General features: G+C 67.8%; 21 protein-coding genes. 8 read left to right on the top strand and 13 right to left on the bottom strand.

The features are described 5' to 3' along the window. Positions 1 to 21: 21 nt before the first annotated feature. Complete coding sequence (locus MUG96_RS10175; protein WP_246982253.1) at positions 22 to 702, bottom strand: VOC family protein; 681 nt, start codon at positions 700 to 702, stop codon at positions 22 to 24. Between the two features lie 138 nt (positions 703 to 840). On the opposite strand from MUG96_RS10175, the gene MUG96_RS10170 reads away from it, so the two are divergent. Then, entirely contained in the window at positions 841 to 1521 is a 681-nt protein-coding gene (locus MUG96_RS10170) for a hypothetical protein (RefSeq protein WP_246982251.1), read from the top strand. Between the two features lie 16 nt (positions 1522 to 1537). Here MUG96_RS10170 and MUG96_RS10165 read toward each other — a convergent pair whose 3' ends face one another. Beyond that, on the bottom strand, positions 1538 to 1831 hold the full coding sequence (locus tag MUG96_RS10165) for a PadR family transcriptional regulator (protein WP_246982249.1): 294 nt from the start codon (positions 1829 to 1831) through the stop codon (positions 1538 to 1540). A gap of 111 nt (positions 1832 to 1942) precedes the next feature. On the opposite strand from MUG96_RS10165, the gene MUG96_RS10160 reads away from it, so the two are divergent. Further along, positions 1943 to 2356, top strand: a complete 414-nt coding sequence (locus MUG96_RS10160) for a JAB/MPN domain protein-containing protein (protein ID WP_246982247.1) — start codon at positions 1943 to 1945, stop codon at positions 2354 to 2356. Here the strand turns inward: MUG96_RS10160 and MUG96_RS10155 are convergent, their stop codons facing one another. After that, positions 2357 to 2566 carry a ribbon-helix-helix domain-containing protein gene (locus tag MUG96_RS10155; protein WP_246982245.1) on the bottom strand — a complete coding sequence of 70 codons (210 nt, stop codon included), beginning with the start codon at positions 2564 to 2566 and terminating at the stop codon, positions 2357 to 2359. Between the two features lie 93 nt (positions 2567 to 2659). Here MUG96_RS10155 and MUG96_RS10150 point away from each other — a divergent pair, with 93 nt between their 5' ends. Further along, on the top strand, positions 2660 to 2986 hold the full coding sequence (locus MUG96_RS10150; RefSeq protein ID WP_246982243.1) for a DUF5789 family protein: 327 nt from the start codon (positions 2660 to 2662) through the stop codon (positions 2984 to 2986). A 1-nt stretch (position 2987) separates the two neighbouring features. Here the strand turns inward: MUG96_RS10150 and aglJ are convergent, their stop codons facing one another. Both aglJ and MUG96_RS10140 read right to left on the bottom strand, forming a co-directional pair. Next, positions 2988 to 4037, bottom strand: coding sequence for an S-layer glycoprotein N-glycosyltransferase AglJ (aglJ, locus tag MUG96_RS10145; RefSeq protein WP_246982242.1), 1050 nt, complete (start codon positions 4035 to 4037; stop codon positions 2988 to 2990). An 81-nt stretch (positions 4038 to 4118) separates the two neighbouring features. After that, the gene (locus MUG96_RS10140) at positions 4119 to 4295 is read right to left on the bottom strand and encodes a DUF8595 family protein (protein ID WP_246982240.1); all 177 of its coding nucleotides are present in this window, start codon (positions 4293 to 4295) and stop codon (positions 4119 to 4121) included. A gap of 87 nt (positions 4296 to 4382) precedes the next feature. On the opposite strand from MUG96_RS10140, the gene MUG96_RS10135 reads away from it, so the two are divergent. Beyond that, positions 4383 to 5225, top strand: coding sequence for a TrmB family transcriptional regulator (locus MUG96_RS10135; protein WP_246982238.1), 843 nt, complete (start codon positions 4383 to 4385; stop codon positions 5223 to 5225). Here MUG96_RS10135 and MUG96_RS10130 read toward each other — a convergent pair whose 3' ends face one another. Both MUG96_RS10130 and MUG96_RS10125 read right to left on the bottom strand, forming a co-directional pair. After that, positions 5226 to 6422: a sulfatase-like hydrolase/transferase gene (locus tag MUG96_RS10130; protein WP_246982236.1), complete on the bottom strand. Its 1197-nt coding sequence runs from the start codon at positions 6420 to 6422 to the stop codon at positions 5226 to 5228. Positions 6423 to 6475: 53 nt separating this feature from the next. Then, on the bottom strand, positions 6476 to 7471 hold the full coding sequence (locus MUG96_RS10125; protein WP_246982235.1) for a polysaccharide deacetylase family protein: 996 nt from the start codon (positions 7469 to 7471) through the stop codon (positions 6476 to 6478). A gap of 123 nt (positions 7472 to 7594) precedes the next feature. Between MUG96_RS10125 and MUG96_RS10120 the strand changes: the two genes are divergently transcribed. The 3 genes from MUG96_RS10120 to MUG96_RS10110 all read left to right on the top strand — a co-directional run bounded on the left by MUG96_RS10120 (position 7595) and on the right by MUG96_RS10110 (position 11741). Next, positions 7595 to 8737: a glycosyltransferase family 4 protein gene (locus tag MUG96_RS10120; RefSeq protein WP_246982233.1), complete on the top strand. Its 1143-nt coding sequence runs from the start codon at positions 7595 to 7597 to the stop codon at positions 8735 to 8737. Then, positions 8730 to 10286: an oligosaccharide flippase family protein gene (locus MUG96_RS10115; RefSeq protein WP_246982231.1), complete on the top strand. Its 1557-nt coding sequence runs from the start codon at positions 8730 to 8732 to the stop codon at positions 10284 to 10286. The genes MUG96_RS10120 and MUG96_RS10115 overlap by 8 nt, the downstream gene beginning before the upstream one ends. Before the next feature lie 72 nt (positions 10287 to 10358). Next, positions 10359 to 11741 (top strand): sulfatase-like hydrolase/transferase, encoded by a 1383-nt coding sequence (locus tag MUG96_RS10110; protein WP_246982229.1) that lies wholly within the window; start codon positions 10359 to 10361, stop codon positions 11739 to 11741. 40 nt (positions 11742 to 11781) lie between these two features. Here MUG96_RS10110 and MUG96_RS10105 read toward each other — a convergent pair whose 3' ends face one another. Continuing rightward, a complete protein-coding gene (locus tag MUG96_RS10105) occupies positions 11782 to 13176 on the bottom strand; it encodes a sulfatase family protein (RefSeq protein ID WP_246982228.1) in 1395 nt (464 codons plus the stop codon). 142 nt (positions 13177 to 13318) lie between these two features. On the opposite strand from MUG96_RS10105, the gene MUG96_RS10100 reads away from it, so the two are divergent. Continuing rightward, complete coding sequence (locus tag MUG96_RS10100) at positions 13319 to 14398, top strand: glycosyltransferase (RefSeq protein WP_246982220.1); 1080 nt, start codon at positions 13319 to 13321, stop codon at positions 14396 to 14398. Between the two features lie 5 nt (positions 14399 to 14403). Here MUG96_RS10100 and MUG96_RS10095 read toward each other — a convergent pair whose 3' ends face one another. The 5 genes from MUG96_RS10095 to MUG96_RS10075 all read right to left on the bottom strand — a co-directional run bounded on the left by MUG96_RS10095 (position 14404) and on the right by MUG96_RS10075 (position 19470). Then, positions 14404 to 15216: a polysaccharide deacetylase family protein gene (locus tag MUG96_RS10095; RefSeq protein WP_246982217.1), complete on the bottom strand. Its 813-nt coding sequence runs from the start codon at positions 15214 to 15216 to the stop codon at positions 14404 to 14406. Positions 15217 to 15223: 7 nt separating this feature from the next. After that, positions 15224 to 16741, bottom strand: coding sequence for an alkaline phosphatase family protein (locus MUG96_RS10090; protein WP_246982215.1), 1518 nt, complete (start codon positions 16739 to 16741; stop codon positions 15224 to 15226). 3 nt (positions 16742 to 16744) lie between these two features. Next, complete coding sequence (locus tag MUG96_RS10085) at positions 16745 to 17938, bottom strand: glycosyltransferase (protein WP_246982213.1); 1194 nt, start codon at positions 17936 to 17938, stop codon at positions 16745 to 16747. An 88-nt stretch (positions 17939 to 18026) separates the two neighbouring features. Beyond that, positions 18027 to 18947 (bottom strand): glucosyl-dolichyl phosphate glucuronosyltransferase, encoded by a 921-nt coding sequence (gene aglG / locus MUG96_RS10080; RefSeq protein ID WP_246982211.1) that lies wholly within the window; start codon positions 18945 to 18947, stop codon positions 18027 to 18029. Positions 18948 to 18996: 49 nt separating this feature from the next. Beyond that, a complete protein-coding gene (locus MUG96_RS10075; protein WP_246982209.1) occupies positions 18997 to 19470 on the bottom strand; it encodes a hypothetical protein in 474 nt (157 codons plus the stop codon). Positions 19471 to 19585 lie beyond the last annotated feature (115 nt).

Genomic DNA, 19585 nt, shown 5'->3' with positions numbered 1-19585 from the left:
GCCGGCGACCGATGCCGCCGCTCACCGGAACGTCAGGACGTGGCCGTCCGGGTCGGTGACGCGCACGCCGTCCGTCAGGTCCTCGACAGCGAGCGCGTCGTCGGCGATAGCCTCGCGGGCCTCGTCCGGGTCCGCCGTCTCGAACCCGAGGTCGACGTGGACGCCGCCGCGCCCGTCCGCCAGCCCGAGTTGTGGCTCCCAGAGTTCCAGGTCGAAGGGACCGGCAGTCAGTCGGACGCGCCGGCGCTCGTCACCGCGCCCCATCACCTCCAGGCCCAGCGCGCGGTAGAACGACTCCGCACGGTCGAGGTCCGCGACCTCCAGCACTACCTCGAACAGGCCGGTGATGCCGTTGCCCTCGCCGCCCCGCTGGCCGATCTCGACGCAGTTGCCTTCGAGGTCGTAGAAGTACAGCGACTTCGCGTCGCCGAACTGGTGCTCGACGAGGTCGAACGACTCGTTCAGCCGTTCGTACCAAGTGTCGTACGCGTCGTACGGAGTCGCGAGCGCGTAATGCGTGTGGAGGCCGCCGCGGGGAACGGCTGTCGGTCGCCGGAGGACGAGGTCGGTGTCCCCGGCCGCGAGCGCCACCTCGTCGGCCGTCTCCCGGACGGCTTCGAGGTCGAGAAACGACTCGTAGAACGATTGCGCGCGGTCGAGGTACTTGACTTCGAGCGCCAGCCAGCGGAGCCCGGTGAGCATACTCCCGCTTGGATGCGAATGGTCTTAATCGTCGGCGTCGGCTGGCACGGGACACGAGACGGACCCGAGCATACAACGGACGCCGGCAGGGCTACCGGTTTAGCGGGGCTTTTCAGTGCTGACGCCGTCCAGTCGGGTATGCCGATGAAAAGCTCGGGTGCGCCGACGGCGGTTCGCGAGATCGACAGGCGGGATCACGGCGTGGGGTGGATCCCTTACCCCGACGAACGGATGCAGCGGGCCAGCCACGCCTTCGAGATCGACGGCGACGTGTGGCTCATGGACCCCATCGACTTCGACGGACTCGACGACCTCGTGACCGAGTTCGGCGAGGTGGCGGGCGTCGTGACGCTCCTCGACCGGCACAAACGCGACGCCGCCGAGATCGCAAACCGCCACGACGTGGCCGTCCACGTCCCCCAGTGGATGGACGGCGTCGTCGAGGACATCGACGCGCCGACCGAGCGGGTCCGCCGGGAGCTGGCGGACACCGGCGCGGGCGTGCACAAGATCGTCGACAACCGGCTCTGGCAGGAGGCCGCGATCATGATCGAAGAACAGGGGACGCTGATCGTCCCCGAGGCCGTCGGGCGAGCCGAGTACTTCCTGCACAGCTCCGAGATACTGGGCGTTCACCCGGCACTGCGGCTGAAGCCGCCGAGACGACTCCGCCAATTCTCGCCGGACCGGGTCCTCGTCGGCCACGGCGACGGCGTCCACGAGGACGCGACGACGGCGCTACACGACGCCGTAGCCAACAGCCGCTCCCGGACGCCCGGCCTCTACGGCAAAATAACCAAGAACCTCATCTTCGGCTGACGACGGGTTGGCACAGTCACGCCGTCAGCAGTTCGTCATCGGGGAGGTACTCCGTCTCCCACTCCCTGCGCCGTTCGATCTCCGCTGCGCCGGCTTCTGTCAAGTTGTACGAGTTCGTTCGGCGGTCGATCTGCCCTTTCTCGACGTACCCACGCTCCACGAGGTCGTCCAGGTTCGGGTACAGCCGTCCGTGATTCACGTCGCCCTCGTAGTACCCCTCTAGTTCCCGCTTGATCGCCAACCCGTAGGCGTCCTCACTCCCGGCTAGCACGTACAGGATGTCCCGCTGGAATGCGGTCAGGTCGTGCATCGGTTAGTGATTCTGGGTTGAAACGCATAAGCCTGATGCTTGGTAACACAAGCCGTGGTTTGCGCTCGGGGTAGTCGGTGCGGTTATAACCGGGAATCGCCAAATGGAAACGTGGTTCATATTACCGAGGGCCTGACGGATACCCTGCTCCGGTTCGCGAAAGAGCGCGACCCGGACGGGGTAACCGTCGGAGTCGCCGTGACGCCGGCCGAACAGCTCGACGGGGCGTCGCTCCCGGCGGAGACACCCGTCTTCACGCACTTTTACATGCCCGAGACGGGCGATTCGGTGCAGGCCGTCTTCGGCGTCGACCTCGGGACGCCGGCGGGGCAAACGCAGGGGCGGTTCGTCTCGCACCCGGACGGAATGCTGGGCGTTTCGAAGCGCGACGACCTCCACGAGGTGGTCTTCGTCGCGGTTCCGCCCTGGGAGCGCGAGCACCTCGCGGCCTTCGACCGGCGTGGTGACCGCCAGGAACTGGTCATCGTCGACGCCGAACCGCCGGAGGAGTCGGTGACGTTCTGACTACTCCAGATAGCCCAGGTCCTGGAGCTGTTCGGCGATTTCCTGGAACTCCGCCTCCGTGAGTTCGCCGCGCTGTTCGTGCTGGATGACGATGCTCCGCAGGAGGAACCGAACGAGGTCGCTCGTGCTCGAGAAGCTCGTGCCCTCGATGGTATCCTCGACGCGGTCGGCCAGGTCGGTGGGGATCGAAACCGTCGTGTAGTCCGTCATACGCCTGATATCGGGTATCGGAGGGATAGGGATTGTGTTCGGCACGGCCGCGGAGGGATAGGATTTTCGGGCAGGGACTCAAAGACAGTGCCAATGGGAGTTCGCCCGCCACAACAGGACGACGACGAGCCGGACGCCATCGAGTTCGGGATCGCCGCACTGGATGCCCGTCTCTCGGACGCCGACGTGTCGTTCCCGGCCGACGGTGACGCGGTCGTCGAAGCACTGGGCGATTCGGAGATATCGTACAACGCCACCGGCAATACCATCACGATCCGCGAGGCCATCGACCGCACCGGCAAGGAGTACTTCGAGTCCGAGCAGGAACTGCTGAACGCGCTGCACCCGGTGTTCGAGGACCTGCGCGAATCGGCCTCCAACAGCATTCTGATGCAACTGAAAGCGCTCGTTCCGTTCTGAACTACTCCCGGTCAGCAGGGTCGGGGGCGACGCTGACCGGGTCACCAGTCCCAGCGTCCGCATCGCCGTCGTCGCCGTCGACTTCCCGGGTGACGTCCCGGCCGCGCTGTTGGAGCGGCCCCTCGTCGCTCAATCGTTCGGCCAGTTCCTCCAGTCGCCGCGTCTGCTCGCGGTTCAGGGCCACGATCATGTCCGAGAGAACGCCGAAGATGAGCAACTGGATACCGATGATGATCGCGAACCCGCTGGCGACGGCGATGACCTCGTGTGAGGTCCGTGGGGGAACGAACCACTCGTAGACGACGTATGCCCCCAGCGCGACGCCGAAGAGGGAGCTGAGCGTGCCGACGCTCCCGAAGTAGAACAGTGGGTTGTTCGTCTTTGCCATCCGGTAGAGCGTGACGATGATCGTCGCACCGTCGCGGAGGGGGTGGAGGTTCGTCTCCGACTCGTCCGGCCGGGCCTCGTACCTGATCGGCACTACCTCGGTCCGGACGCCGTGTTTGACACACTCGACTGCCATCTCCGTCTCGATGCCGAACCCCTCTGCATCGAGCGTGAGTCGCTCGAAGGAGTCCCGCGTGAACGCCCGGTAGCCGCTGAGGATGTCCTGCAGGTCCCGGCCGTGGATGAGCGAGAACGACCGGTTGATGATCCGGTTACCGACACGGTTCAGGCGGCTCATCGCATCGGGTTCCATGTCCGCGAAGCGGTCGCCGATGACGTGTTCCGCGCGGCCGGCGAAGAGGGGTTCGAGCATCGCGTCGGCGTCCTCGACGCGGTAGGTGTCGTCCCCATCGAGCATCAGCACGTACTCGGCGTCGACGTGGCGGACCCCCTCCCGGACGGCCTGGCCCTTACCGGACCCGGACTGGACGATCACACGAGCGCCCGCCGCCTCGGCGATCTCGCGGGTGTCGTCCGTCGAGTCCCCGTCGACGACGAGCACGTTCGAGAACCCACGGTCGACGAACTCCTCGACGACCGTCCCGATGGTCGCGGCCTCGTCGAGCGTCGGAATCAACACACACACGTCGGAACGGTCCACCATCGTCGAGGTATCGAAGCTACGCCCACAAATAGGTACGGTTCCGCCCGACCGGAACCCGACGCCAGCGCCGGCCTCGCGGCCTCAGTCCTCGGCCCGGCGCTCGCTCATGTGCTCCCAGACCTCGGCACAGCCACACCCGTCTTCCATTCCGTCGAGATGTCTCGTCTCCCGGTCCGCCGGGTCACTCGTCTCCCGACCCTCCACCTCGTCGGCGCGTCCCTCCGCCTCCGCCTCGGTCTCGGTTCGTCCTGTGGGCATAGTTACTCGCTCACTGAGTAACTGTATCCGTCCCCGGGATAAGTACTTTTCGGCGCTTTTACTACGGCGGCGAGTAAACGACGAGGTATGGCAGACGACGCCGCCGGGATGCTCGAAGGGCTGGGGCTTACCGAGTACGAGGCGACGGCACTTTCGGAGTTGCTGACGCTCGGGCGGACCACGGCACCGAACCTCGCGGAGGCGACGGGGATTCCGAAGGCCCGAATCTACGGCGTGCTCGACTCGCTGTCGGACCGCGGCTACGTCGAGATCATCCCCGGGCGGCCGAAGGAGTACCAGCCGAAGGCTCCCGAGGAGATTCTGGACCGGGCCATCGAGAACCGACGCCAGGAGTTCGAGGGGTTCCGCCAGGAGATAGCCCAACAGCGGGAGGCGTTCCTCGCGGAGTTCCGGCCCCGCTACGAGCGGGCCAGCGAGGACATCACACCCACGGAGGAGTTGTTCCACGTCGTCGACGTAGGCGACCCGAGCGAGACGGAGACGCGCCGGCTCTACCACGCTGCCGACGAGCGGATCGGCGTTATCACGAAGAGTTTCGAGTACTTCGACGCCGTGGCCCCCGCCTTCGATGACGCGCTCGGCCGCGGCATCGACGTCGACGTCCTCATGCTCCACCCAGAGCATCTCACCGACGAGAACCGGCCGGTCCAGCGCGACCGCGTCGAGCGCCTCCGGGCGGAGTACCCGTCGGTGGACCTGCGATTCAGCGAGGAACAGCTCCCCTGGCGCGGGACCATCGTCGACCCGAGCATGGACTACGAGTCGGGCCGGGCGATCTTCCTCGTGGAAGAGAAAGAGGTGCCACTGCACATGCGACAGGCCGCGATCACGGAAAACGGCTCGTTCGTCGCCGGCCTCAAGCGCTACTTCGATCTCGTGTGGGAGTACGAGAGCGTCGGGGAGCCCTGACTACTCGACGTAGCCGAGCGCGGCCAACTGATCCTCGTCGGGACCCGCCACATCGTACTCCGCGTCCCCGCTCCGGAAGTCGGTGACGACCGCCTCCCGGAGCCGCTCCACGGCCGGATCACCGAAGGTCAGTTCGGTACGCCCGTACAGCCGGAGCAGCGACGGAACCGACCAGGGCAGGCCCGCGCGGTTGGCCGGGGCCTGTGCCCCGCTCCGGAGGTTCCGGTCGACGCCGAAAGCGAGTCGTCGGAACCGACCGGCGAGGTGACGGACGAGACCGCCTTCGTCCGTCCAGGCTGATCCAGCCCCGTACGTTACCGAGCCGGTGTTTGCCCAGATTTCCGAGCGGACGATGCGGTCAGTCGGAGCCGAGTCGGTCCAGAGATCGACGCCGTCGACGTGTTTCGGAACCGGACGGTCCTGCGCGCCGAGAAGCGTCGGCGCGAGGTCGACCCCCGAGACGAGTCCGGCGAGTCCTTCGCCCTCGGGCAGGCCGGCACCGAGAAACACCGTCGGTACTTCGACGAGTTCGGGACACATCGGGCTCCCGTGGCCGAAGACGCCGCCGCGGTCGCGCTCGCCGAGTAGTTCCCCGTGGTCGCTCGTGAACACGAACAGCGTGTCCGCCAGTCGCCCGTCGGCTTCTGCCTGGTCAACCATGTCTAGAAAACGGTCACAGGCATCCCGGGCACCGCGAGCGTACAGTTCTCGGAGTTCTTCCGGGCGGTCGCCCAGGGCCGAAAAGAACGACGGAGAGTCGTCGTAGTCGCCGGCGAGGTAGTCGTATGGGCCGTGAGCGCCGCGGTCGTGGACGACAACGAGCGACGAATCGGCGTCATGAACGTCCTCGGGCCGCAACTCGGTGTCCAGCCGGAGCGTCCGCATCGGCGGTCGCTTGGGCGGCGCGAGGTCCTCCCAGACGTGCTGGGTGACCATGCTGCGGTGCTCGCCGTCGAACAGCGGCGGCGTCTCCGGGAGCACATCCTCGAAGTTCCAGACACGGTGGGCCGCCGGGTACGTACCGGTCATCATCGACGGGACCGACGATGCGGTAAAGGTGCTCGGCGAGATGGTTCGCGCCGTGACGCCGCGGTCCCGCACCGGGTCCGCGAGGTGGTCGAACCGGAGGCTGTCGGCGATGAAGACGACGACGTGCTCGACGGACTCGGTTCCGGCAAGCTCCGAGAGCGACGGCATTGCCGGGCCTTCTCCGGGGGTCCAAAAAACGCTTCTGCTCTGTGGGACCCAGGTCAGGATCGTACCCGGACGGCCACGTCCGCCATCGTCTCGACCTGGAGACCGTTTGCTCGGCGTCGGTGGACGTGTTCGAGTACGCGTTCGAGGCTCCGGAAGTCCCGCTCGGTGTGAAAGTCGGCCGGGTGGAACCAGAGGTGGATGGTCCTGTCGCGCTCGACAGCGCGGTCGACGCCGCGGGTCGCGACCCGTGCGAGTGGGTACCGGCCGGCGTCCCTGAGCGCGCTCCGAACCGCGACCGGCATCCGGTAGAGCGACGGCAACGACGACGGGACCGCGACGAGTCCCGAGTCGTCGAGTTCCGGTTCGACCAGTCCCGGACCGCTCGACCCAACCGTCCACGTGACTGCCTCCGAGAGCCTGTCGAACGCCCAGCCGGCCAGTTCTTTCGGGCGCTCCGGGACGAGTTCCAGCGGGTGGAACGGGTGCCGGTCGACGGACGACTCTTGCCCAGCGTCTGGGCCGGCAGTCCCCCGGTAGCACGTGAAGCCGGCCTCAGCGAGTACGTCGCGGTGAGCAACTGCGTTGAACGGGTAGACGAACGAGTCCGGGTCGGGGTTCCATCCTTCGAGTGCCGCCGTCGCGGCCTCGACGTCCGCAACGGCCAGCTCGCGGGAGACGTTCGTGAACCGCGGATGGCTGTACGAGTGTGAGCCGATGTCGTGTTCCACCGGGTTCTCCGCGAGCGCGTCGACGAGCCACGGGGCGGTGAGATCACGGGCCAGAGCTCGCCGTTCCCCGACGACTGCCGCCGCGTCGCGGTCGAACGACTCCGTAGCGCCGTCGGTGAACCACTCCTCGGCCGCGGGCGGGGCAATCGTGTCCTCGGTCGTACAGAGTCGGCCGACGACGGCCCACGTCGCCGGTACGTCGTAGGTCTCGAAGAGGGAGAGCAGTCGTCGCCAGCCGTAGCGGGCGCGCCGCTTCGCTCGTTCGGTCGGCGGGCGGTGGTTCGAGAGTTCGGCGTCGACCGACACGACGACGGAGGCCATGTGGCTCCGCGGTAGACCGACGACCGGCATAACGGTTGTGTCTGTCGCCGTCCGGCCAGCGTCGGCCCATGTGGGAAGGTATTTACCGGTCGGCGGACCGACAACGCGATAGTTGAGCCCCCGATGACCCGCGTGCTGTACCTCACCGAGGAGCCGATCCGCTTCGCGGAACCCATGGTCCGCGGGGGCGCGATCCACGTCCGCAACGTCGTTGCTGGGCTCCGCGACCGGGGCCACGAGGTCGCACTCGTCGACTGGAACGACCGCCCCGACCGCCCGTTCCAGCACTCCGTCTCGCCGAGGAGTCGGTTCGTTGACGGTGCCGTACGGACCGCCCTCCGTGCGGCGTCGGTCGGTTCGCGACGGCAGACCGAAGTAATCGTCTCGAAGACCCGGAAGACGTACCTCCCCGGTCTCCTCGCGGCCCGACGGCTCGGCATCCCGCACGTCGCCCACGTCGGGTCCAGCCTCGAACCGCGGGCTGGCATCGGGAATCGGCTCTCGGCCGCCTCGTTCTCGCTCCGACTCCAGGCCCCACACGACGCCTACTTCGTCGTCTGTGACGCCATCGTGGCCGAACTCGACGCACGCGGCGTCCGTGGCGACGTCTTCGACGTAAAGAACGCCGTCGACACCGACCGTTTCTCCACGGAGCCGACCGACCCGGACACCGTGGCACGGTTCCGCGCGGGCCACGCAGCGACCGTCGGCGAGGCCGACCTGACGCTCGGGTTCGTCGGCGGCCTCCACGACTACAAAGGCGTGTTCGACCTCGCGGATGCGATGGCCGACTGTGCGGCCGACGCCTCGCTACTCGTGGCCGGCGACGGCCCCGCCCGCGAGCAGTTGGCCGCCCGCCTCGGCGACCTGGCGACGTTCCTCGGCGCGGTCCCCTACGAGGACATCCCAGCCGTCTACCACGCGATGGACGCCTTCGTCCTGCCCTCACACACCGAGGGACTGCCACGGGTCGTCCTCGAAGCACAGGCGACGGCGACCCCGGTCATCGCCACGCGCGTCGGCGGCGTTCCCGAGGTCGTCGACGACGGCGAGACGGGGCTGCTCGTCGACTCACACGACCCCGCGGGGCTGGCTGACGCTATCGACCGCCTTGCGACGTCTCCAGCCGAACGAACCGAACTCGGCGACGCCGGCCGGAGCGCGGTCGAGCGGTCCTACGCCTGGGGCGCGCTGTACGACAGGTACGAGCGGTTCCTGAAAGAAGTGGTCGGTGACGACGAATCCGTGGAGGGCCGCGATGAGTGACACGCGCCGGAACGCGGTGCGGGACCTCGTCAAGGGGGCCGGCGTCGTCTATCTCGGCCTGCTCGTCGAGGTCCTGCTCGCCTTCTTCGCGCAACTGCTCGCGGCGCGGTACCTCTCGCTGTCCGGCTTCGGGGGCCTCACGACGGGGACGGCGCTGGTCAACGTCGGCGCGGTCGTCGGCACCATCGGGATGGGCGAGGGGCTTATCCGGTACCTCCCACGGGCCGACTCCGACGAGGAGCGGCGATTCATTACGTGGGTCGCGTACCTGATCGTCGTCCCGGTCTCGGTCCTGCTCGGCATCCTCGTGGCGCTGAACGCGGGATTCATCGCGACGACGATTTTCGACGACCCCTCCGTCACCGTCAGTATCCGCATCTTCGGGCTGGCTATCCCGTTCGGCGCGCTCGTGTCGCTGTCGATAAACGGCATTCGCGGCCGCAAACGCTCTCGCGAGCGCGTGTACGTGGAGAACTTCGTTCGGCCCATCGCTCGCTTCGCGCTCGTCGCCGCCGTCGTCGCCGTCGGCGTCAGTCAGGCCCGCGTCGCGGGCGCGTACGCCATCCCCTACGCGGTCGGTGCGGCCGTCGCGACCGTGCTCTTTCTACGCTCACTGCCGGACATCGGGTCGCCAATCGCGGACTTGCGGCGGGGTTTCCGGGAGCACCGCGGCCTCGCGGAGAGGTTCGTCCGCTACTCGGTCCCGTTCACGCTCTACGGTGCCGCCGGGTTCGTCTTTCGCGGCATCGACATCTTCCTGCTGCTCGGGATGAAAGGGAGCGAGGCCGTGGGGACCTACGGCGTCGCGTACGCGGCGGCCCGCCTGGTCCTCATGTTCTCGACGGCGTTCAACTTCCTCGGGGCACCCATCTCCAGCGAACTGGAGGCCACGGAGGGCGCCGACGGGATGATCAGCGTCCAGAACGCCGTGACGCGCTGGCTGGTCGTGCTCAGCGTCCCGGCGATTCTCCCCTTCGTCTTCTTCCCGAGCGAGTTCATCGAGTTCATCTACCGACCCCGGTACGCGCCGGGTGCGCTCGCCCTGGCGATCCTCTCGGTCGGGTTCGCCGCCCACAACGTCCTCAGCGTGCAGTCGAATCTCCTGCGTGGAATGGGCAGTTCCGACCAGATGGCGACCTACAACGTCATCGCGGCGGTCGTCAACGTCGGCCTCAATCTCTGGCTCATCCCTCGCTACTCCTTCGTCGGGGCCGCGGTCGCGACAGTCGTCGCCTACCTCGTCAAGGACCTGCTGATGACCTATCGCGTCAGGGTCGAGACGGGGGCGCTGGCGCTCTCGGGCGGCGTGCTCGTCCCCGCGGCGCTCGCCGTGCCGCTGTACGGGGCCGGGGCCGTCGTCGCGCCGGCGTTCCCGAAGTCGTTCCTCGGACTGCTCGCGTTCTCGGCCATCCTCGCCGTGGCATACGTGGTTGCCCTGGTCCTGGTGCAGGGGTTCACCGAGGAGGAAGTCATGCTCGTCGACTCCGTCGAGGAACGCTTCGAGGTGGACCTCGGCCCGCTCTCGGCGCTGGTCCGTCGGTTCTCCTGAGCGCCCGCGGGCCCGCCGACCGCCCCCCGTCAGGTAGACAGATACTTGAACCGACCCCTGCAACGGCCCGGCATGGACGTCGCCTGGATCATCCTCGACGCGCTCTCCTTCGAGGCGACACCCTTCGCCGACGGCGGCCCGGAGACGATGCCCGAACTGGCGGCGCTCGCCGACGAGCACGGGGTCGTCTTCACCGAGGCCTACGCGCCCGGGACGTCGAGTCCCTCCTCGCACGCCTCGATGTTCACCGGCGAACTCCCCTCGCGGACGGGAATGCACGAGGCCGCGCCCTACTTCGATTCCGACCTGCCGACCATCGGCGAGGAACTGTCCCGGACCCACCGGTCGCTGTTGGTTTCGTACAACCCATTCATCTTCAACGGACTGGAGCGGGGCTTCGACCGGACCGACGACCTCCGCGGGTCACAGTACATGGTCTTCGACGACGCGACCGACCCCCGGAAGTTCCTCGTTGCCAACCGGGATACACCGGTCCCGAAGCGATACCTCCGGTTCCTCAGCGAGGGTGGCAAACCCCTCCGGTCGTTCGTCAACGGCGTCAGCTTCAAACTCTGGGACCGCCGCGCCGAGGGCGGCCGGCCGGAGAAGATCGCCGCCGAATCGGCGCGCCACCAGTACGCGACGAAGATGAACCGCGAGATCGAGTCGTTCCTCGCCGAGTCCGACGAGGACGCCTTCCTCGTCGCCAACTACATGGACATCCATCCGCCGCTGGGGGCCAGCGACGAGGCGCTGGAGCGGTTCGCGCCGGGGAAATCACGCGAGGAACTGCCCGTCGGTCAGCGGAGTCCGGAGATCATCGACCGCATCGAGGCGGGCGACGAATCCGTCGCCGAGGACATGGAGCAACTGTACCACGCGGCGATCTGGGATACGGACCGGAAGGTCGGGCCGCTCGTGCGCGAGCTGGTCGAGGACGGTGCGCACGTCGTCGTGACCGCCGACCACGGCAGCCGGTTCACCGGCCACAGTTCCCTCGACGACCGCCGCATCCACGTCCCGCTGCTCGTGTTCGCGCCCGACGAGGAGCCGCGAACGGTCGACCACAGCGTCAACATCCGCTCGATGGCGGCGACGACGCTCGCGCAGGTCGCACCCGACCGCGACACCTTCGACGGCGACAACCTGCTCGACGTGACCGAGGACCAGGTGTCGATCACCGAGTTCGTCCACGACTCCTCGCCGACCGGGAACAGCGTGTCCGCGTTCGGCGACTTCGAGACCGTCCAGTACGACCTCGCGGCGATCAAAGGCGACACGCGCGTCGACTGGATCGACGGCGGCTTCCGCGACCTCGGCGACTCCCAGACAGAACGCGAACTGGCCGACATCGTCGAACGGCTCCAGGAGGAGGGGCTGGAGTCGAGTGCCCGGTCGCCGGTCGAGTACGACCAGGATACACAGGAACGGCTGGAAGACCTCGGCTATCTCTGAGTGACGCTCGCCTCGGGGGTTCGGCCCCGTGCCCGGACCGTCACGCCTTGTATCCGAGGTCGCGGAGCCGCTGTTTCACTTCTTCCGATTTCTCAACGTCCGGGAGGTCCAGTTCCGTCGCACGTGCGTCCTCGAGGTGGGCCTCGATGTGGCCCCGGAGCCGTTCGACGGTCTCGGGGTTCTCGTGGCTCACGTCGCGGGTCTCGCCCGGATCGGCATCGAGGTCGTAGAGTTCCACTTCCTCGTCGGCGACGCGCCAGAAACACTTCCAGTCGGGCGTCCGGCAGGCGAAGTACTTCCACTCGTCGACGTTTTCGGCAACCACGTCGTTTCCGGAACTGGCGCTAATAGCGATACGCTCGCCGTCGTCGTCCACCGCGTCGCGGACGCTCTCGCCCTGGACGGCCTCGGGCGTCTCGACGCCGGTCAGGTCGTACAGCGTCGGCCCGATGTCGAGGAGTTCGACCTGTGTGTCGCCCTCGTCGGGGAGGTCGGCGGCGTCGAGGTCGGGCGCGTCGACGACGAACGGGACCCTCAGGAGTTCGTCGTAGAGGAACGGGTGGTGGCCGTAGCGGCCGTGTTCGCCGAAGGCCTCCCCGTGGTCGGCACAGACGGCGACTGCGGTGTCGTCGCGGACGCCGAGCGAGTCGAGGTGGTCGAGGAGGTCACCGATCCGGTCGTCAGTGTACCGTATTTCGGCGTCGTAGAGCTTCAGCAGGTCCTCACGGTCGCTCTCGTCGAAGGACTCGGGATCCTCGTGCATCCGGCCGTTGAGGTCCGCGACACGACGGTTCGAGAGAGGGTCCAGCCCCAGTTCCGTCATGTACTCGTCGGGCGGCTGGAAGGGGTAGTGGACGTCCATGTAGTGGACCCAGAGGAAGAAGGGGTCCTCGGAGCCGGCCCGTTCGTCGAGCCACTCGATAGCGTTCTCGTTGATGGTGTCCGCCCGGGCGTAGGCCGCCGAGTCGGTCGCCATCGTGAACATGTGGTAGCCACGGCGGAGCAGACGGTAGAGGAAGCTGTCGGGGTCGAGGACCCGCTCGACTCGGTCCTTTAGCGACGCGACCTCGTCGGAGCCTTCGGCGGTATCGTTGAACGTGTCGAAGCCGGTGTCGTAGTTCTGCGGGGCACCGACGTGCGGATTCGAGTGGAAGGCGGCGGTGTCGAAGCCGGCCTCGGAGAAGGTGCGGGCGAGGAAGGGGCGCTCCTCCGAGAGGTAGGTGTACCCGCCGTACATCAGCGGGTAGGTGCTGGTGAGAATCGAGGGGAAACTCGACCGCGTCGAGGGGCCGTTGGCGATGGCCTGGGCAAACGACAGTCCGTCGTCGGCGACTGCGTCGAGGGTCGGTGTCGTCTCGCGCTCGTAGCCCATCCCCGAGCAGTGGTCGACGCGGAGGCTGTCGATGGTCACCAGCAACGCGTTCGAGGCCGTCATTACCTATCGTTCTTCGCAGTCGCGAAAAAGAACCTTCGGTTGTCGGGTCGCTCGCGCGGGAACGTGATCGGTCGTCGCGTGGGCTGGGGTGCGAGCGACACGGACCATATCGCTTTTGCGAGTGGTCGCAGAACCGGCGGGCATGGTCGAGGTCGTCTACTACTCGCCGGCGATCCCGGACGTACAAAGCACGGTCCGGTACGTCCACGCCGAGGCCGTGCCCGCCCACGTGGAGTCGACGACACTCGTGACCGAGTCGCCTCCGCCCGAGTCCATCCGAGCGGTCTACGACGACGTGATCGTCCTCGACGGCGGCGTCGTGCGGAACGCACGGGCCGCTGCCGGCGTCGCCGATGACGCCGCCGCGACCGGCGACCGGACGCTGTTCCTGACGACCTTCCACTACGGGCCCGCGCTGGCCGGCACCCTCGCCGACGTGCCGTGGGTTGTCGACGTGTTCGACAATCCACTCCAGTACGCGCTCAACAACCCCGATTCGTACCACCGCGTCACCGCCCGCGTCCTCCTGCGAATCGTCGATCGCGCCGACGGCGTCGTCCACGACTACCACCCCTCGGGACCGGTCCTCGGTCGAGACTCACGGTTCATCACGGAGGGCTGTCCGACCGAGCTGGTCGAGCCGACCTTCGAGGCGCCCGACGAACGACTGGAGTGTGTTTGGGCGGGGAGTCCGCGGCTCGACCGCGGGATGGACACCCTGATCGAGGCGCTCGCCGCCCTCGACGAGCCCGTGACCGTCGACGTGTACGGCGACGCCGACGACGAGGTAGCCGTGCTCGCGCGCCGCCGTGGCGTAGCCGACGGGCTGACGCTCCACGGTCGCACCGACCACGCCGCCGTCTGTGGCGGGATCGGCGACGCCCACGTCGGCCTCTGTGTCCTCCCCGGCCGGCGGGACTGGCGACACTCGGCGCCGCTGAAGATCCGCGAGTACCTGGCGGGCGGGACTGTCCCCATCTGTTCGGATTACCCGGGGATGCGGCTCACCGCCGAGTCCGCGGGCGTCTACACCGACCCGTCGCCCGACGCGCTCGCGGCGACGCTGCGGCGCCTCCTCGAAATCGGGCGAAGCGAGCCCGAACAGTACGTCGAGAAGATGCAGTTCTGCCGCGAGCGCGCCGAGGCACGACCGCTCGACATCGCCGGCGAGTGGTTCGTGCGACAGTGTCTCGACAGCGGTCTCGGCGTCGTGCCGTTCTGAGTCGGTCAGACCGAAGACATCGGGACGGCTTCGGCGTCCATCGCCGCGATTCGCTCACACAGTTCCGCGAACGCCGCCAGTCCGTCCGCGAGTTCCATGCAGGCGGGATGGGCGAGCACCGTCGCCACGTCCGCGGCCTCGCGGCGGCGCTCGACGTGGTCGAGAACCCACTCCACCCACTCGTCCGGCTCCCGTGACTCGGCGCCGAACGGCCCGGAGAAGTCGTCCGCGGCGACGAACTCGGGCGTCCGGAAGGCGTGATAGACGTGTTCGTGGTCCGGGGGCGTGTTGATCGGGACGACGGTCAGTCCGGACTGCTCGCGGACACTCCCGCCTGGTTCGACCGCGTCGGAGAAGTGCGTGATCCCGTGGCTCGCGAGCAGGTCTGCGGTGTGACCGTCGTGGCGGTAGGCGTGGTCGCGCCAGGACGCGATGCGGACGCCTAGGTCCTCGAAGGCCGCGACCGTCTTCCGTATCTCGTGGGCCTGGAACCGGCGCGGCCCCATCCAGGAACCGACGCGACCGGCCGTGACTTTCCCGAGGGCGCGCCAGGCGTCGTGGACCGGCGTCGTGAATCCCCAGTAGTTGTGACCGGCGAGTTCGACGGTCTCCATCGCCGCGAGTTCGGCCATCCGCCCGGGCTCCTCGGCGATGCATTTGCCGGTGCAGAAGAGCGTCACGGAGATGCCGTGATCGGCGGCAATCTCGGCGTACTCGACCGCCGCTTCGACCTCGGTCCCGTCGAGGTGGGCCTGGTCGCGCGTGTCCATGCCCATGTGGTGGACGTCGCCGGTGAGACAGATCGCTGGCTCGGTCATCGACCGCTCACTCCAAGTACCCCAGGTCTTCGAGCCGGTCCTGTACGTCCTGCCCGCCGGTCGCGGTCGCGTCCTCGTAGGGGATCGGGTCGCGCGTCTCGACGGAGCGGTCACCGAACAGCGGGAGCGCGTGCCCGTCCACGTCCTCGGGGACGGCCGCGTCGACGCTGTGGAGGACCGTCGGCGCGATGTCCGTGATCGAGATGGTGGCGAGGTCGTCGGCGGTCACCTCCGGGCCATCGGCGAGGAAGAGCCCGGTCCTGACGTTCTCGGCTTCCCACTGCCCGGCCTCGGCGAACACCGGGTTCGAGCCGATGGCGCCGCTCGTGTGGACGCCCGGCCGCTGGTCGAAGACGATATCGGGTGCCTCGTCGGTGTAGGGGCCGTCGTAGGCCTCCTCGGCAGTGTGGACCGCGCTGGCGACCGGCTCCCCGTCGATGTCGCTGTCCAGGTCCCGGAGGTCGGCGACGATCTCGTCGCGGACGGTCTCGTCGCCGTCGACGACGTAGACGAGGCCCTGGCCGCTGGCGATTGCTCGCGTCCGCTCCCAGTCGACCTGATCGAGTTTCCGCTCGCGGCGGAACCCCTCGTCGCTGTCGGGGACGCGCTCTTTGAGGCCATCGGGAGTCAGGCGCGTGACGAGTCCGTGGACGCCGAGCCGGTGGGCGAGTCTGCCGACGCGCTCCTTGTTGATGCCGAGTGAGTCGAGCGCCGACGCTGCCGTTTCCTCGTCGGTGACGAGATATCCCTGTTCTTCGAGCCAGCTGTTGGCGTAGAAGACGGTGTCGATGTCCCGACAGCCGTGGTCGGACGTCAAGAGGAGCGTCGCGTCGGGGTAGGCATCGCGGATGGCACCGATGTGTTCGTCGATGATCTCCCAGGCGTCGCGGGTCGGTTCGCCTCGGTAGAAGAAGTGCTGGAGGACGTTGACGTAGAAGACCGTGCAGTGGGCCACGTCCACGTCTCGCTCGCCGAGTTGGTCGCGGAACGTCCGGAGTCGGTCGTCGATGAGGTCGACGACGCCCGCGGCGGCCTCGCGGTCGGCCTTCGAGGACACGGGTGTCTCGGGGTGGAGGCGGTACCCCTGGGCGTCGAGGTCGTCGCCGAGGTCGGGCGGGTGGGTGTAATCGGTCTGTTCGCTGTCGGGGCCGCCGGCGACGAGGAAGCCGTCGACCTCGAACGGCGGATAGGTCATCGGGACGTTGAAGATCCCGGCCGAGAGGTCCTCGTCGGCGAGGTAGTCCCAGTAGTTGGCGCTGCGGAACGACCGCGAGTTCGGCGTCGTCAGGGTGCGCTCGTCGGTGTCGATGCGCTCCCACCAGAAGACGCCGAGCTTTCCGGGATTCTTTCCTGTCGTGTAACAGCGCCAGTTCGGGCAGGTAACGGGGGGGAGACAGCTCTCCATGTCCGTCGCGACGCCCGACTCGCGGAGGGCCGCGATGTTCGGGAGTCGCCCCTCCTCGAGCCACGGCCCGAGGAGGTCCCAGTTCGCGCCGTCGAGTCCGAGTACGATGGTGTCCGTCATGTCTCAGTCGAGTCCCCGCGTACGAAAGGCCGCGTACCGCTCCGTGACCGCGGTTTCGAGTCGGTCGACGAACGCACCCGACGAGAACCTTTCGACCGCCGACTGCGGGTCGGCGTCGATGCCATCCCGCTCGAACCGCTCGACCGCGGCGCGAATCCCCTCCGCGCTCCCGTCGTGGAGGACGCCGTTCTCGCCGTCGTCGACGAACATTCCGGGGAACCCCTCGTCGCGGGCGAGACAGGCCTTCCCGCTGGCGTTGGCCTCGATGGGAACGATGCCGAAGTCCTCGTTGCGACCGTTGAAGACGACCGCGCGACACCGCGCGAGCAGGTCACACTTCTCCGCCTCGGAGACGAACCCGCGGTAGTCGAGGCCGTCGGCCCGCCGAATCCGGGCCAGGACGTCGTCGTCCACGTCACCGCGTCCGCCCGCGAGGACCAGGTCGCGGTCCCAGCCAGCGAACGCCTCGACGACCGCCGGGACGCCCTTCTCCTCGTCGAGTCGACCGAGGTGGAGGTAGAACCCATCGTCGCCGCCGTCGCGGTACGAGTCGATGTCGACCGGCGGGTAGAGGACTTCCGAATCGCGTTCGTAGTACTTCTGCAGACGCCGGGCGATGATCGGCGAGTTGGCGAAATAGCCGTCGACCCGGGGGTCGATGGTGGCGTCCCGCATCCGGAGATAGCGAAGCAGTGGCCGGGCGAGCTGGCCGACGAGCGAGTCCTTCCGGTCGTGGTAGAGGTCGTAGAACCACCGCGGCGGGGAGTGACAGTAGTTGAGGTGGAGCGTGTCGTCGGGGGTGATGACAGCTCGCGTGGTCGCCCCCGACGTGACGAGCACGTCTGGATCGCCGAACTCCCGCCAGTCCACGTCCTCCCAGAGGGCGTACTCGAAGACGCGCCCGGCGCGAGCCTGGAGTTTGCGTAGCGGCCGTGGCGCCAGCGAGTCCGTCACGTCCACGAACCGCACGTCGCCGTAGGGGTTCGGGTCGTCGGGCGCGGGCTCGCCGAGCGTGTGGACGGCCTCGCAGCCCAGCGCCTCGGCGAGGCGGGTCACGAGGTACTCGGCGCCGCCCCACGCGTCGATCCCCCAGTGGGCGACGGCGATATCGAGGTCGTCGATGTCGGGGGCGTTGGGGGTCTCGCCACCGTCACCGGCGGCCACGTCGCCGGCACCGTCCCCCGTGTCGTCGCTCATTGTCGTTGTGCTCGCGCCGGGCACCCGTTAAGCGTATCGACCCCCGGCGACGCGGGTCGGAGCCGACGGTGGCACCGTTCACGTCCCGTCAGCGCCACTTCGTCGTTCCGTAGAGGTAGCCGAACCCGACGGCGGCCGTGAGGAGGTACAACCAGACGAACTGGGCCGCTCTCTCCCGCGAGGGGTCGAAGAGCAGCCCCTTCAGGCGGTCGGGCGTGAACTCGAAGAGGAGTTGGCCCAGGAACTCGGTCTCCTCGCCGGTGGAGTCGGGGACCAGGACCTCCATCGCCCGCTTCGAGTACCCCTGCCAGAACGCGCGGTCGAGCAGCCAGCGGGGTTCGGTCCGGTACTCGAACACCTTGTGTGCGACCTCGGCCTCGGGGTTGTAGTAGACGCCCTGGCCGTACTCCTCTTGCAGCCGGGCACAGAGTTCGGTCTCGCCGCCCTGGAGGTTCGCGTCGCCCTGGCGGCCGCCGATGTCCGTGTCGAACCCGCCGAGGTCGAGGAAGACGTCGCGGCGAAAGGAGATGTTCGAGCCGAAGGTGTTGCGCACCTCGCCGGGGCCGTCGGCGAACCCCCGCTGCGTGACGCCGACGAGCCAGTAGAACTCCGCGGGGAGGAAGTCGGGTCGGCCGGCGACCCACTGGGGGACCATCTTCCCGCCGGCGGCGACGGCGTCACGCTTCTCGTAGGCCTCGACGAGTTCGGCGACCCAGTCGGGCGCGGCCACGGCGTCGTCGTCGATGAATGCAACGACATCGCCGGTCGCGATCTCGGCGCCGGTGTTCCGACTCTCCAGCAGGCCGACGTTCTCGTCGTTGCAGTGGGTCAGTACGTCCTCCCGGCCGCCGAACTCCGCTTCGAACCGCTCGTAGAGGTCCGGATTGCCGTCGCTGACGAGGACCAGTTCGGTGTCGTCGTGGGTCCCCCCGAGGACGCTGTCGGCGGCCTCCTGGACCGCGTCGTACCGGTCCAGCGTGTGACAACAGAGGACGACCGAGACCCGCATACCGGCGAGTGGGCGACCTCAGTTCAAAGGCGTTTCCCTCTGTGGCTGTTCAGTTGCCGAACCCGGAGGACCCGGACTCCGACTGTGCGGACCAGTTCCCGAGCCGTTTCGTCTGGTTCCCGCTCTCCCAGCGGACGATAACCTGATCCTGGCCGGTGATCGCCTTCCCGAACGGCGAGTTCTCGCCGAGCGGGACCGTATCGCCCGTCTCGACCGTCGAGGAATTGTTCGTATCGGCGACGGCCGCCCACGTCTTCTCGGTGTCCCCGCTCGCGAGGACGAGTTCGCCAGCCGGGATGGGGTCTCCGGTATCCTTCGTTACGAACAGGAGGTTCGACTGGCCGATGTACTCGAACGAGAAGTTCGCGGACGGCGTTGCGTTGGAGTCGCCGCCGGAGAGGGCCAGGCCGAGTCCGAGACCCCCCGCGACGACGAGCGTGAATCCGACGAGCGCAACGGTCGCGACGCTGTCGGTTACCGTCACCGCGCGCACGTCGTCGAACCGGTTGTCTCGGTCTCTCATACTGAGGTCGGGGCCCGTTTCGGTGGGCAACTGGCGGTTCTACTTGGGCGACACTCCAGAGCCTTGCGGAAAGCTCACGCTTCGAAACGGGGCGTTCGAGTCCCGAAACTCGCTG

It is taken from the genome of Halorientalis marina (assembly GCF_023028345.1).
Taxonomy (GTDB): Archaea; Halobacteriota; Halobacteria; order Halobacteriales; family Haloarculaceae; genus Halorientalis; species Halorientalis marina.
This window is presented reverse-complemented; position numbering and strand designations above follow the sequence as displayed.

Bases quoted from the DNA above. Each gene is read 5' to 3' on its own strand.
- aglG (WP_246982211.1), bottom strand. From the start codon at position 18,947: ATGCGGGTCTCGGTCGTCCTCTGTTGTCACACGCTGGACCGGTACGAC.
- MUG96_RS10170 (WP_246982251.1), top strand. From the start codon at position 841: ATGCCGATGAAAAGCTCGGGTGCGCCGACGGCGGTTCGCGAGATCGAC.
- MUG96_RS10090 (WP_246982215.1), bottom strand. From the start codon at position 16,741: ATGACGGACACCATCGTACTCGGACTCGACGGCGCGAACTGGGACCTC.
- MUG96_RS10175 (WP_246982253.1), bottom strand. From the start codon at position 702: ATGCTCACCGGGCTCCGCTGGCTGGCGCTCGAAGTCAAGTACCTCGAC.
- MUG96_RS10110 (WP_246982229.1), top strand. From the start codon at position 10,359: ATGGACGTCGCCTGGATCATCCTCGACGCGCTCTCCTTCGAGGCGACA.
- MUG96_RS10100 (WP_246982220.1), top strand. From the start codon at position 13,319: ATGGTCGAGGTCGTCTACTACTCGCCGGCGATCCCGGACGTACAAAGC.
- MUG96_RS10130 (WP_246982236.1), bottom strand. From the start codon at position 6,422: ATGCCGTCGCTCTCGGAGCTTGCCGGAACCGAGTCCGTCGAGCACGTC.
- MUG96_RS10095 (WP_246982217.1), bottom strand. From the start codon at position 15,216: ATGACCGAGCCAGCGATCTGTCTCACCGGCGACGTCCACCACATGGGC.
- MUG96_RS10075 (WP_246982209.1), bottom strand. From the start codon at position 19,470: ATGAGAGACCGAGACAACCGGTTCGACGACGTGCGCGCGGTGACGGTA.
- MUG96_RS10135 (WP_246982238.1), top strand. From the start codon at position 4,383: ATGGCAGACGACGCCGCCGGGATGCTCGAAGGGCTGGGGCTTACCGAG.
- aglJ (WP_246982242.1), bottom strand. From the start codon at position 4,037: ATGGTGGACCGTTCCGACGTGTGTGTGTTGATTCCGACGCTCGACGAG.
- MUG96_RS10115 (WP_246982231.1), top strand. From the start codon at position 8,730: ATGAGTGACACGCGCCGGAACGCGGTGCGGGACCTCGTCAAGGGGGCC.
- MUG96_RS10150 (WP_246982243.1), top strand. From the start codon at position 2,660: ATGGGAGTTCGCCCGCCACAACAGGACGACGACGAGCCGGACGCCATC.
- MUG96_RS10120 (WP_246982233.1), top strand. From the start codon at position 7,595: ATGACCCGCGTGCTGTACCTCACCGAGGAGCCGATCCGCTTCGCGGAA.
- MUG96_RS10125 (WP_246982235.1), bottom strand. From the start codon at position 7,471: ATGGCCTCCGTCGTCGTGTCGGTCGACGCCGAACTCTCGAACCACCGC.
- MUG96_RS10140 (WP_246982240.1), bottom strand. From the start codon at position 4,295: ATGCCCACAGGACGAACCGAGACCGAGGCGGAGGCGGAGGGACGCGCC.
- MUG96_RS10105 (WP_246982228.1), bottom strand. From the start codon at position 13,176: ATGACGGCCTCGAACGCGTTGCTGGTGACCATCGACAGCCTCCGCGTC.
- MUG96_RS10085 (WP_246982213.1), bottom strand. From the start codon at position 17,938: ATGAGCGACGACACGGGGGACGGTGCCGGCGACGTGGCCGCCGGTGAC.
- MUG96_RS10165 (WP_246982249.1), bottom strand. From the start codon at position 1,831: ATGCACGACCTGACCGCATTCCAGCGGGACATCCTGTACGTGCTAGCC.
- MUG96_RS10155 (WP_246982245.1), bottom strand. From the start codon at position 2,566: ATGACGGACTACACGACGGTTTCGATCCCCACCGACCTGGCCGACCGC.